A 12,195-nucleotide genomic window follows, 5' to 3' on the forward strand; every position below is an offset into this window, starting at 1 on the left:
CGCGCCACGTCGGCATCGGCGGACGTGGGCTCGCAGACGACGCCGAGCGCGTTCGGTTCGTCGTGGTGCTTCGGCGTGCGGCGCGGAAGGCGACGGCGCAGGCCTCGTTTCCGTTGGCGCTCAACTACTGCCGGGACGCACTGGACCTGCTCGGTGAGCAGCGTTGGGCCACTCACTTTCCCCTGACCCAGGAGCTGCAGCTCGACGCCGCAGATGCCGCACTGCTAGTCGGTGACGTGACGGCGCTATATGCACTACTCGACGAGGCCGAGGAAAACCTGCGCGAGCCCGCGGACCGCGCGCGACTCGCTTACCTCCGGCTCAAGGGGCGAGTCGCACAGAACCGCCTTCGAGAGGCACTCGAGATTGGGCTGCAGGCGCTCGACGAGCTCGGCGAAAAGCTGCCGGCTGAGGCGGGCAAGCCGCGGATGGGCAACGCGATGGTCCAAATGAAGCTGACGATGCTCCGCTGGAACAACGAGCGGCTGCTGGGGCTGCCACACTGCAATGACCAGCGCGTCATCGAGATCCAGCGCATCCTCGCCGAACTGCGCAGCATGTCATACATCGTCCGGCCCAACCTCTTTCCCCTGCTGGTGCGAAAACAACTCGACCTCACTCTGGCCCACGGCCACACACCGTCCTCGCCGTTGGTACTCGCCAGCTATGGGCTGCTCCTGGTGATACTCGGCGACCACGCTGGCAGCCAACGCTTCGGCGAGGTCGGCATGCTGCTTGCCGAGCGACCGGAATTCCGGGCGGCCCGGCCGGAGACGCTGTTCATGTATCTGGATTTCATCCGCCACTGGCGCCACCCTCTCCGCGACGGTTTGGGCGAGCTTCGCGACGCCGTCGAGGAGGCACTCGACCAAGGCGACCAGGAATACGCCGGATTCCTGGTCGCGGTCCTGCTCTCCCAGTCGTTCTGGGTCGGTCGTCCGCTCGCGGAGATCGACGCCCTCGCGAGCTCCCTCATCCCCCACATCCGTTCCCAGCCCGTGCCCACCGCTCTTTGCCAGGCCATGCAGCAGCTCTGCCTCAATTTGATGGGCCGCAGCGCCGATCCCTTCCTCCTCGCCGGTGAGAGCGGCTACGACGAGCGCGACGTGCTGCCGGCGGCCCGCCGTGAGGGCGACGAGGTGGCCCTGAGCGTAGCCGCGACCATGAAGCAGGGCCTGCACTTCTGGTGCGGCGACCATGCCGGCGCGGTCGCTGCCACGCCAGAGGCAATCGAACACATCGGCGGTATGGCCGGCACCTCGGTCTCACAACTCATCTACATGGTCGGCGCCCTCAGCATGTTGCGGTACGCACCGCGCGACCGCTCGACAGCCCGCTTCGTGCGCCAGGCACTGTCGTTGCATCGCAAGTGGGCGGCGGGCGCACCGGAAAACTACGCGGCATCGCACGCACTGATCCAGGGGTCGTGGGCGCGGGCGCGCGGGCAACACGCCAACGCAGAGCGCTACCTTCACCAAGCGATCCAACTGGCCGAGGAAGGCCAGCTTCCAATGATTAGTGCGTACGCCCACGAGGAGGTCGCTGGCCTTTATGCCAACACCGGGCGGACGACGCTGCACGAACACATGCTGCGGTCGGCATACCAGCGCTGGCTCAATCTGGGTTTCGCAGTGCGCACGGACTGGCTAGCGCGGGAGCACCCCTGGCTAGTCAGACGCGATCTCGTTCAGTCCGGTTCTGCCGGTATAGATCCGGTCGGCGCACATCAGCTATTGCGTGCGCTGTCGGGGGCGCGGACCCCGGACGCCTTGGCCAACATTATTCTGGGCTCGGTCGCGGACACGACCGGTGCGGACCGCGTCCTGTTCCTCACTGGCGAAGGGGACGATCTGTCGGTCCGGGCCATCCATGACCACGGCAACGTTTCGATTGTGGACGGGCCGTGGACCGAGGTGTCCTACGACAGGAATATCGTGTGCCGAGTGATGGACGGCGGCTCCGCGGCCATCGTCGCAGACCACGTCCATCCGAACGGCGAGTCACCCGGACGGCGTCAGCATCAGGCAGCTCGGGCGTCAGGGCCGTCCATCCTTGTGGTCCCGATAAGGTTGCAGGACAAGACACTTGGCGTGATCTACGCCGAGCAGGGCGAGTCCGGCAGACACTTCGGCGCTAGCCACGAGGAGGCGACCACCTTCCTGTGCGCCCAGGCCGCCGCGCCCCTGTGGAACTTCCGGCTCGAGGCACAGCTACGGGCCGCCGACGAGCATCGACAGTCCCTCATGGACGTGCAATCGAGGTTCGTGCCCAACGAGCTGTTGCGCATCCTCGACATCGACGACCTTCGCCGCGTCCGCAGTGGCTACCGAGTCGAACGCGAAATGACGGTTCTCATCAGCGACATCCGGGGCTACACGACGATGCTCGAGGACATGAACGTTGCCGAGGCGAGCAACTTGGCGATGGGCTTCCTGCGGGCTGTCGAGCTCCCGATCATCAGCTACAACGGCATGATCCAGGACGTGCGCGGGGACGAGATCGTCGCCGTCTTCGAATCGGAGCCCGACGCCGTCCGGGCGGGCTTGGCCATGCTGCGCTCCTTGCGCGAGCACAACCGAGAGCGGGTCGCACACGGCTCCGAGGAACTGCGGGCGGGAATCGGCATCAATACCGGCGCGGTGGGAGTCGGGCTCGTCGGTGGGGTGAACCGCATGGTGCTCACCATCATTGGCGACGCGGTAAACCTTGCCGCGCGCATCGAAAGCACCAACAAGCGCTACGGCTCCGCCTTGCTGATCTCCGATGCGACCTATTCCCGCCTCGCCGATACGGATAGGTTCGACGTCCGTCGGATGGAACGCGTGATGGTGGTCAACCGCCGCAAGCCAGTGACGATTTACGAGGTCTACAACGAGGATTCGGCTAAAGTTCGCGCCGCGAAGCGCTCGGCACAGCCCGCCTTCGAAAAGGCCTTCGCGTTGTTCGACGCCGGCGATGTCGACGCGGCACGCGCCGCCTTCGAGCGATGCCGCCAGTTACTGCCCGACGACCCCGTCGCGCCATTGCATCTGGCGCACTGCGACGCGGTGGCGCGCGGCGAGATTTCCCCAGGACAGGAGATAGCGCTGATGAATAAGTAGTGCAATACTCCACTTCTTGGAACTGAGGCGAAGTACTGCGCATTTGTTGACCTTGTCTGCCATGATCTGAGCGACACTCGAGGAGTCACAGCCATGTACCTGAGCGCTGAGCGGTTAGCCCTCGCCAACAAGACGGTTGCAGAGACATTCGCGCAGTGTTGCGTCGCCTGGCAAGCCATTCCCCACTGGGACACCCACGACCCGAGCAAGACTCAGGTGCCTAGAGACAACGTGGGCCCTCCCCTGGACGTCTTCTTGCCCCTTACACCTCCGCTAGCCGTGCCCTTCCAGGTGACGCTGGCCGAGGCGATCGCGCCGACGCCCGACGAGCTGCTTGCAAATGTTATCGCCGACACCGTGCAATTGGCCTCGACGGTCGACGATGCGGTCTTCACCGCTCTTCGCACCGTCGTCGCCCCCCCATTGAAAACCGCGCAGATCGTTGCGGGCGGCGGCGGGTCGGTCGGCCCTCAGGAGATCCTTAACGCACTGATCGATGCCCGAGTGTCGGTCGAATCAGGCGGCTACCGCGCGCCGTCGTGTCTCATCACAAATACCGCGGGGCTCAAGCAGCTGACCAATTTGACGACCAATGGGTTTCCCGCCACCGATGTGCTGTTGCGGCCGGCACACATCAACTCATTACAACGCGCTGGGGCGCTGGAGCCGCAGCCGCCACCCAACAAAAAATCTGTTATGGCATACCTGCTCGGCCGGCGCCAACGGATCGCTCCCGCGGGGGCGATGGACGCCTCACCGGGCGAAGAGGCGCTGGACCTTGCAGTCAGCATCCCTCCAAGCCTGGAGGTCGTCGGCGACACATCCACCAACACAATCCAACTCAGCGTTCGCATCGGCTACGCGCTCAGGATCAAGGATGTGAACGGGTACGTCGCCATCCTCAATCCGTAATGACATCGACCCTGCCCGAGGCGCGCCCAGTCCCAGTGGCGCCGATTCCGCTCGAGGAGTATCTCGCGTTGTGCAGGGACGCCTGCGTCGGTGAGATCAAACGGCTTTATGGTGACGGCGGCGCGAGCAGCCTGCACGAGATGGTCCTCGACTACCCGATGCGTGGCGGAAAAGGGCTGCGGCCGGCCCTGAGCATCGCCACCTGCCTCGCGCTCGGCGGCCACCTCGAAGCGGTACTGCCGACCGCTGCGACGCTCGAGCTCTACCACAACGCGTTTCTCATCCACGACGACATCGAGGACGAATCGTGGTGGCGGCGAGGCAAACCCACGATGCACATCGACCACGGCGTGCCGATCGCCGTCAACGTCGGCGACGCCATGCTGTCGCTCTCGCTGCAACCGCTGCTCGACAACGTCGAGCGCGTCGGGCTCGGGCCCGCCCTGCGCATCCTGCGGGCCGTCGCCAAGATGACCCGCCTGACCGTCGACGGCCAGGCGCTGGAGCTCGAGTGGGTCCGGTCCAACACCTGGCGGCTCGACGATGCCGACTATCTCAAGATGGTGGAACTCAAGACCAGCTGGTATTCGTTCATCACGCCGCTACAGGCCGGCGCGGTCGCGGCCGGAGCCGGGCCCGAGCGAATGGAGCCGTTGGAATCCCTCGGCCGGCACCTCGGGGCGGCCTTCCAGATCACCGACGACCTGCTGAACCTGCGGGCGGACCCCGAGGACTACGGCAAGGAAATCGGCGGAGACCTCTGGGAGGGCAAGCGGACCCTGATGCTGTTGCACACCTTGCGGTGCGCCGAACCGGACGACCAAGAGCGCGCCGTGCAGATTCTGGCGAAGCGCCGCCCGAGCCCCGACGGCGAGCTAAGGCTGACCGAACTGCTGGACCGACTCACTGCCAGCGGCCAGCTGTCCCCGTCGGGGAGGGCCGCAATTCAGGCCCGACTGCAGGAACAACATCCCTCGGAGTCGAAGAGCCTCAACGACATTCAATGGCTCTACGAATTGATGCACCGCGTCGGTTCGCTCAAGCACGCCCGGGATGTCGCCGGCCGCCACGCCCGGGAGGCGGCCAAAGTGCTTGCCAATCTTGACTGGTTCCCCCGCAGCCGCCACCGCGACGTGCTGTGCGACCTCGTGGACTACGTACACGGGCGGACCCGATGAACGCGGAAGCCATGATCGGCATGCTCGCCGAGCTCGAGCGGATCCGCGAGCTCACCCTCGACCTCATCGAGCGGGAGACCCCACGGTTGCTCCCGGCCCCGCCGGACGAGGCCTCCGGGTCGGAGCGGACGGTGTTCGATCTGCTGGTGGGCGTGCGTCGCGCGGTGCTCGGCAACCCCGCGGCCGCCCGGGGGCTGCACGATCTGCTCGTCGCCGAAGGTCGCCGCTATGCGGATACACCCGACGGGGCCCAGCTGCGCGACGCGTTGGTCACCTCGGAAGCAGTTGAGAACCTCCGACGCGTCTGGGAAACGTTGAGCCTCAACGTTCTCGACGGCCCCGCCGCGGCCAACGCCGCGCCCGACGCGTGGGCGGAACTGTTGGCCGACGCTGTCATCGGGCGCGGCCTCGACGATTCCATCCTGGCTCGCCTGCGCCCCGAGGGGTTCGCATGACGCTGACGGATCCCCGCGAGGCGCTCGCCGACCAGAGCAATTTCATCGGCTACCTGGTTGGCCTCGCCGGGCTGGGCCGGGTGGTTCACACGCTGGCCGCGGACACCGATAAAAAATTCGGCCGTCCCCGTGACCCGGACGACTTCGTCTACGCGCTACTCGGGCTCGCCGGCCTCGGCGCGGCAATCGAGCGACTCGCCAATTTCGCGGGACCACAACCGAACCCGACTCCCGAGCCGCTATCGACCGCCTTTGCTACCCTGCGGTGGCTGCGATGAGCGCGGTACTCGCGAACAGCGACTTCCTCCGCGCCCCCGTGCTCGCCGCGGCGCGGCCCAACGGTTTCAAGGAGTGGCACCACTTCGTGGTGCACGGGCGAGGCGTGCGGCTCTTGATCAACTTCAGCCTCACCAACGAGTCCGGCGCCGACGAACTCCGGCTTGCGCCACGCGTCATCGTGATCGCCCACGACGAGAGGTGGACCGGCGCCATCGAGCGGTTCGATGGGGGCGCGCTGGACGTCGCGGCCGACCTCGGCGAACTGACCATCGGCGGCAACCGGCTGACCGTGCTCCCCGAGGGCTACCATGTGGTAATAGATCTGCCCGACAACGGCATTCGGGGTGAACTGCACTTCGCGTCGGCGAGTCGGCCCTTCGTGGTCAACAACCAACCGGTCGGCGACGGCCGGATGAGCTGGCTGTTCGTACCGAGGCTGCGCGCCCACGGGTGGCTGCGGATCGGAGACGGGGAGCACCGCATCGAGGACGAACTCGCCTACCACGACCACAACTGGGGCCGGTTTTGGTGGGGCGACGACTTCGGCTGGACGTGGGGCACCATCTTGCCGGCCGAACCCACCGACCCGTGGTCGATGGTGTTCCTACAGATGACCGACCGGAGCCGGCTGCGCTGCCTGTCCCAGGCGCTTTACGTGTGGCACCACGATGAGCCCGCCGCGATATTCCGGCACGCCGCGGTGCGGACCCGCACCGACGGCCGACTCGGCCGCGCAGCGGACTGCACGTTGCCGCCCCCGATGCGGCTGCTCCTGGACGGCGAGGTGCCCGGTGTGCCGGAACGCGTCGATGTCACCGCGACGCGGGCCGGTGACAGGGTGCACGCCGAGTTCCGCTCGCAGTCCTACGCCCGCCTGGCCCAGCCGAGCGAGGTGCGCCTCGACCGATCGACCGTGCTCTGTGAAACCGGCGGTGCCGCCCGGGCAAGCGGGACTGTCAACGGCGAGAATATTGACTTCGTCGGCACCGGTGTATTCGAGTTCATTTATGGCTGAACCTGTTTCGTCGCTATTGCGGCGCTCGGTCGAGCACCTGGCGGACGAGGTGCCTGACAGTTATCGCCTCCTGGTCGCCGAGCTCGGCCCGATGGTGGTCGAACTCGACGTCGACGGCGAGCTATTTTCCTTGCGCGGCGATGGCCGACTTCAGGTCTCGGACGGTCCGGCGGACAACGCCGGTGCCCGGATCGCCACCTCGCGGGCCACCATCCTCGAGGTGCTCGATGCCGAGGTGGCCCTCGGCGAGGCCGTGGAGGCGGGCAGGGTGAGCGTCCGGGGTTCACTCGACGACGTCCAGCGGGCGCACGACGCCCTGCTGGCGTACGTCCACGCCGCCGTCCGGGCCTCTTCGCAACCCGCACTGCTGTCCGAACTCCGTGCGGGGCCGCCATGAGCGAGCGCATATGGACGCCGGCCTCCTGCGAACGACGTCCCACGGTGGCGGTCCTCGGCGCCGGCATCGCCGGCCTCACCGCCGCGCAGGAACTTGCCGAGCGCGGCTTCGTCGTAACGGTTTACGAGACTGCGCAGGATGAGCGCAACGGGCTGGGAACCGAACCGGCAGGGACGTACCCGCCCATCAAGCTCGGCGGCCTCGCCGCGTCGCAGTACTCGACCGTGGGCGCGCACGACGGGAGCCAAGCTGAGCTGCGTCCCTTCCCGGGCCGGCGGGGTCAGCCAAATCCCCCTAAACGAGCGGTTGCGGGTGAACACGGCTTCCGCTTCTTCCCGGCGTACTACCTCCATATCTGGGACCTGTTCCAGCGCATCCCCGTGTACGAACTCACGGAGACGGCCAGCGGCACGGTCGCGTGGACACCGACCTCTCTGACCGTCTATGACAACGTCCGGCGGGTGATCACCCAGGGCATGACGGTCGACGGCAAGCCGTCCCTCGTCTTTCCCCGCGAACTCCCACGCAGCCCCGGTGAGCTTCTCGGCATCCTCAACCAGCTGACGACACTGGGCTTCACCGCCGGCGATCTCGCGACCTTCGAGGGCAGGCTGCTCCGCTACCTCGTCACCAGTCCCCTGCGTCGGGAACTGGAACTGCAGAACGTGTCCGCCTACGACTTCTTCGTCGGACACGACAGCCAGACCGGGACCAACCAGTTCTCCTACGCACCGAATTTCGACGCTTTCTTGCGCAAAATGCCAAGGGTGCTGGCCGCTTTCGACTCGCGATGGGGGGACGCGCGCACCAACATCACCACCTACCTGCAGCTGTACCTGAACATGGACCGCCGCGACAACAAGGCCGACGGGGTGCTCAACGGTCCCACCACCGAGTCGTGGTTCGACCATTGGTATCGCCACCTCGTGGCACTCGGTGTCGGCTTCGTCCGCAGTGCGGCCACTCGCCTTGACCCTCCGGCCGTCGACCCGCGTCAGCCGCCCCATCTGAGACCCCGCGTTCAGGTCACGTTCTCCGACGGCACGCGGGTGACCCCGGACTACACGGTCGTCGCCGTCGACGCCCCGGCAGCCGAAAGCATCACCTCCGCACTGCGCGCAGCGGGCACCGGCGGCACCGTGGCCAGGCTGGACGGATTCACCACCATCCCTCCCCCGCCCGACGGCCCCCTGCAGCCCAACCCAACCCGGCCCGAGCACCGGCGGAATCCCTACGCCCTGGACGAGATGGGACGGGTGCCGTGGGATCGGTTCCAAACGCTGTGTGGCATCCAGTACTACTTCGACACGGAATTCCAGTTGCTTCGCGGACACATGTTGTACGCCGGCACGGAGTGGGCGCTGTCATCGATCAACCAGCACGGCATGTGGCAAAACCGACCGACTCTGGACCGCGACGGCTACGTCTCGGTGCTCTCGGTCGACATCGGGGATTTCAATAGCCCCTCCAGTCACCTCGTCGACGAGTTCGGGCGGGGCAAGGCGGCCCGTGACTGCACTCCCGACGAGATCGCCGGGGAGGTGTGGCGCCAGATCATTTCCGCACTCACGAGCAACGTCGAATCCGTTGAGGATAAGGTCATGCCGTGGCCGGTGTGGTACGCGCTCGATCGCGGCCTGATCATGACTACCGGACCCGGTCAGGGCCGGGGCCGCGTGGTTCGCAATGAGTCACCGTACCTCGTTCCGATCGTCGGAGACTGGAACAATCGACCCAGCAGCGACCCGTGGAACCCGCACGTATCGTCGTGGACTAGGGTGCCGCCCGAGGACTGGTGGCTCCAAGATCTCGAGCAACGGAATTTCTGGCAGGCGCGCCATGGCGGTTATCAGGTGCACAACAATTCGGTGGTCTTCGCGGGCACTTGGAACAAGACCTTCACCCGGATGACGTCGATGGAGGCCGCGTGCGAGTCGGGACGCCATGCCGTCAACGCCATTCTCGACCACTACATCTGGGTTCAGTCGGGCGGTCTTGATCGCCGCGATAAGACCACGCTCAAGTGGGATTTTCCCTTCGGCTTTCTCGATCAGGGCTTGTCGAGTCCGATTCGGCAGCCGACACCGGCAGGTGACTACTGCTACGTCTTCGACATCGAAAACCGGGAGCCGGCCGACACCCGTGTTCTACGCACGCTGGACTCGGATTTCTGTCAGCGGTCGCTGCCCCATCCGTTGGACGCACCGGCCGCGCTTGCGCTCAGCGTCCCCATGTCCCCTATCCCCCCGCTCGCTGGAGGTCCGCAAATGTTCACGCCCGCAATGGATTACAACCAGCAGCTGCTCGCCTACCTCTCGGCCTGGCAACAGTTTCTGCAACAGTGGCCGGCCACGACGGCAGGACTGCCATTCCCGACCCCCCCGGGCGTGATGCCCGGCGCGCCCGCGGCAGGGCAATTCATGCCGCCCCCGGCACCGTTCGTGCCGCCCACGGCGCCGTTCATGCCACCCTCCGCTCAGGTGGCACCGATGCCTCCCGCACCGGGGGACTACGCCCAGCAGCTGTTCAGCTATCTCCAGGCTTGGCGGCAATACCTCGAGCAGATGACGGGCATGCGGCCGGGATCGCCGCAGCCGTCGCCCGCGCAGCCCCCCGGCGAGCGCTGGAAATCCTCTCCCCCGCGCCCGCCGGATGCGCCCCCTCCGCCCGGCGGCGGAAGCCAGACCACGCCCGGGAACGACGCCAGCAGTGAGACCGATCCACCGCCGCCGGTGTATCTAGCGCCCGAGCGCGACTACGTGAGCCAATACAAGACCGTCGACCCCGACGCGGCGCAACCCTTCGACTCTGGACAAGTGGAGCCGCTGGTGTTCCAGCCGCCGAGCGATTACTTCAAGACCGAGATTTCTCTCCCACGCGGCGAACCCTTCGCAGCGGGCCCGACCGAAATCTCCCTCCACGAATCGCAGCCACTGATCGAGCAGGCAGTGAATTCGGCGTACGGCAGGAAAATCGAGGAACTCGCCCAGTCGCTATCGGCGGAGGTGAAGAAGGCCGGTGAACGGCCCTCGTCCTGAGCGGTAACAAGTCGAGGAGCTAGTTCGACGGTTTCAGAACCTGCGCTATGAAACTTGGGATGAGCCCGGCGGCCGCACCCTGATCGAGACCGTGGCGTGCTGGTGGAAAAGGCCACCAGCGAAGTCAACTCAAAGGACACGACTTTCACATGGTGAATGACGCGAACGGCCAATGGATCGGCCTGGGCGTCGGCGATGTCGACAACCCTGACACGACGCGCAACGCTCCCAACTGGAACGCGATCACGCTGCTGACGGGCAAGCTGCACGACAAGTACCAGTGGGCGCGCGACCTGGGCGTGGTGGCCCAGCCGAACTACGACCAGCAGGTGGCCCGCGCCATCGAGCAGTTCTGTCAGCGCACGGGTCTGTCGATCATCCGCGACCCGAGTGGGTACGCGATCGCCAATCTCGCCGTCAGGCGGCGGCTGGGCAGTTATCCACCACCGGGCGCCGACGACCCGGTGCGGTTGCGCTCGGCGCCGATCCTGCCGATCATGTTCACCGTCGAAGGGCACACCTCGAACATGTTCGTCGGGCCGGTGGCTGACACGGCTACTCAACTGGAGAGCGAGGGCCATTGCCACCACCAGCCGATCGGCTACAACAACGGGGCCATCCCGTTCGACAACTCCAGCGGGGAGAACGAACTCGCCCGCCTGGTCGCGGCAACCGTGATGGACAACGGGGTGCCGTTCCCGGCGGGCACCAAGTGGGTGCTCGGCATCTTCAGTCAGGGCGCCATCGTCGGATTCGACTTTTGGATCAATCAACTCGCACCCGGTAAGCCGCTCGAGTGGCGCGAGGCCGACCTGCTCGGGGTGCTGGCGTACGGCAACCCATGCCGCCAGACCGACAGCATAGCTCCCTGGGCTGTTGGCCAGGTCACCAATACAGGAACGCACGGCCTCGATCCCTACAGGCGGTTCGGGTTGACCGGGTTTCCGGTGAAGCCGGACAACTGGATGGACGTCTACCGCGAGGGCGACATCTTCGCCGAGAACGGCGACGACGACGCCAGCAAGGCCAGGGCGGCTGTGTACCAGGCCGTCGCTCGCGGCGACGCGTTCTCGGACCCGTTCTCGCTGGCCTTCCAAATCAGCCAGCTGTTCCACAGGCCCCTGGAGGAGGTTTGGGCGATCATCCGTGCGATCACTTCGGGGGTGGTGTTCCTGGACGACAAACCGAACCCGCATTACTCGCCGTACGACATCAGCGGCGGGGTGAGCTGGGTGCGGAGTCTGCTCACCAGCCGCCCAGCGGCGCCGGCGCCAGAACTTGCGGCGCCCGTTTCCCCAACAAAAGGTGCGGGTGCTGAACCCAAACAGCGACGCCGACAACGACGTTGACCTGACCCACACAATCCACTGGATCTGCAACGGGTGAATGTTGGTTTTCCAGCCGGTGCGTGTTCAGATGACGGTGGCTCACATAATGGTCGGTAGCACGATGCGCGTCAGGAGATTGCACACGGCACCCGATTGTGGTCCATCAGGGTGTTGGCGCGCTGGTCTTCCATTCTGCCCTTGGTAGTCATCTGACACTGGGCCAGGTCCGGTACGCCTTCACCGATGCGGTGTCGGCGATCCGCAGGTATCGACGGTTCCGCTGCATCATCTGGCGTGAAGCCGATCGCGGGGACTGGAAACAGTCCCTGACCTGGTGGTGGCAGGTACTGGATTCGAACCAGTGTAGCTTTCGCGACGGATTTACAGTCCGCTCCCATTGGCCGCTCGGGCAACCTGCCGCCAGACAGGTTACAACGAGCGGGTAGACAAAGCACAAACGGCCATCACCCGGATGAAGGGACGAATCCAATG

General features: G+C 65.9%; 9 protein-coding genes and 1 tRNA gene. 9 read left to right on the forward strand and 1 reads right to left on the reverse strand.

Annotation, left to right across the window (positions count from 1 at the left end):
• From ACLP9N_RS29180 to ACLP9N_RS29220, 9 genes are all read left to right on the forward strand, one after another.
• A partial coding sequence (locus ACLP9N_RS29180) for a GAF domain-containing protein (RefSeq protein WP_442410624.1) occupies window positions 1–3,101 on the forward strand: 3,101 nt, incomplete at its 5' end.
• Window positions 3,102–3,194: 93 nt separating this feature from the next.
• Window positions 3,195–4,013, forward strand: coding sequence for a hypothetical protein (locus ACLP9N_RS29185; RefSeq protein ID WP_442410625.1), 819 nt, complete (start codon window positions 3,195–3,197; stop codon window positions 4,011–4,013).
• Complete coding sequence (locus ACLP9N_RS29190; protein WP_442410626.1) at window positions 4,013–5,191, forward strand: polyprenyl synthetase family protein; 1,179 nt, start codon at window positions 4,013–4,015, stop codon at window positions 5,189–5,191. Before ACLP9N_RS29185 ends, ACLP9N_RS29190 begins: the two co-directional genes overlap by 1 nt.
• Window positions 5,188–5,646, forward strand: a complete 459-nt coding sequence (locus ACLP9N_RS29195) for a hypothetical protein (protein ID WP_442410627.1) — start codon at window positions 5,188–5,190, stop codon at window positions 5,644–5,646. Before ACLP9N_RS29190 ends, ACLP9N_RS29195 begins: the two co-directional genes overlap by 4 nt.
• Window positions 5,643–5,924: a hypothetical protein gene (locus tag ACLP9N_RS29200; RefSeq protein ID WP_442410628.1), complete on the forward strand. Its 282-nt coding sequence runs from the start codon at window positions 5,643–5,645 to the stop codon at window positions 5,922–5,924. Before ACLP9N_RS29195 ends, ACLP9N_RS29200 begins: the two co-directional genes overlap by 4 nt.
• On the forward strand, window positions 5,921–6,940 hold the full coding sequence (locus tag ACLP9N_RS29205) for a hypothetical protein (protein ID WP_442410629.1): 1,020 nt from the start codon (window positions 5,921–5,923) through the stop codon (window positions 6,938–6,940). The genes ACLP9N_RS29200 and ACLP9N_RS29205 overlap by 4 nt, the downstream gene beginning before the upstream one ends.
• Window positions 6,933–7,337 (forward strand): SCP-2 sterol transfer family protein, encoded by a 405-nt coding sequence (locus ACLP9N_RS29210; RefSeq protein WP_442410630.1) that lies wholly within the window; start codon window positions 6,933–6,935, stop codon window positions 7,335–7,337. Before ACLP9N_RS29205 ends, ACLP9N_RS29210 begins: the two co-directional genes overlap by 8 nt.
• The gene (locus ACLP9N_RS29215) at window positions 7,334–10,375 is read left to right on the forward strand and encodes an NAD(P)-binding protein (RefSeq protein WP_442410631.1); all 3,042 of its coding nucleotides are present in this window, start codon (window positions 7,334–7,336) and stop codon (window positions 10,373–10,375) included. The genes ACLP9N_RS29210 and ACLP9N_RS29215 overlap by 4 nt, the downstream gene beginning before the upstream one ends.
• Window positions 10,376–10,524: 149 nt before the next feature.
• Complete coding sequence (locus ACLP9N_RS29220; protein ID WP_442410632.1) at window positions 10,525–11,724, forward strand: peptidoglycan-binding protein; 1,200 nt, start codon at window positions 10,525–10,527, stop codon at window positions 11,722–11,724.
• 314 nt (window positions 11,725–12,038) lie between these two features.
• Here ACLP9N_RS29220 and ACLP9N_RS29225 read toward each other — a convergent pair.
• A tRNA-Tyr gene (locus ACLP9N_RS29225) sits at window positions 12,039–12,122 on the reverse strand.
• Window positions 12,123–12,195: the final 73 nt, after the last annotated feature.

It is taken from the genome of Mycobacterium sp. (assembly GCF_052144515.1).
Taxonomy (GTDB): domain Bacteria; phylum Actinomycetota; class Actinomycetes; order Mycobacteriales; family Mycobacteriaceae; genus Mycobacterium.

Bases quoted from the DNA above. Each gene is read 5' to 3' on its own strand.
- ACLP9N_RS29200 (WP_442410628.1), top strand. From the start codon at position 5,643: ATGACGCTGACGGATCCCCGCGAGGCGCTCGCCGACCAGAGCAATTTC.
- ACLP9N_RS29190 (WP_442410626.1), top strand. From the start codon at position 4,013: ATGACATCGACCCTGCCCGAGGCGCGCCCAGTCCCAGTGGCGCCGATT.
- ACLP9N_RS29185 (WP_442410625.1), top strand. From the start codon at position 3,195: ATGTACCTGAGCGCTGAGCGGTTAGCCCTCGCCAACAAGACGGTTGCA.
- ACLP9N_RS29220 (WP_442410632.1), top strand. From the start codon at position 10,525: ATGGTGAATGACGCGAACGGCCAATGGATCGGCCTGGGCGTCGGCGAT.
- ACLP9N_RS29195 (WP_442410627.1), top strand. From the start codon at position 5,188: ATGAACGCGGAAGCCATGATCGGCATGCTCGCCGAGCTCGAGCGGATC.
- ACLP9N_RS29215 (WP_442410631.1), top strand. From the start codon at position 7,334: ATGAGCGAGCGCATATGGACGCCGGCCTCCTGCGAACGACGTCCCACG.
- ACLP9N_RS29205 (WP_442410629.1), top strand. From the start codon at position 5,921: ATGAGCGCGGTACTCGCGAACAGCGACTTCCTCCGCGCCCCCGTGCTC.
- ACLP9N_RS29210 (WP_442410630.1), top strand. From the start codon at position 6,933: ATGGCTGAACCTGTTTCGTCGCTATTGCGGCGCTCGGTCGAGCACCTG.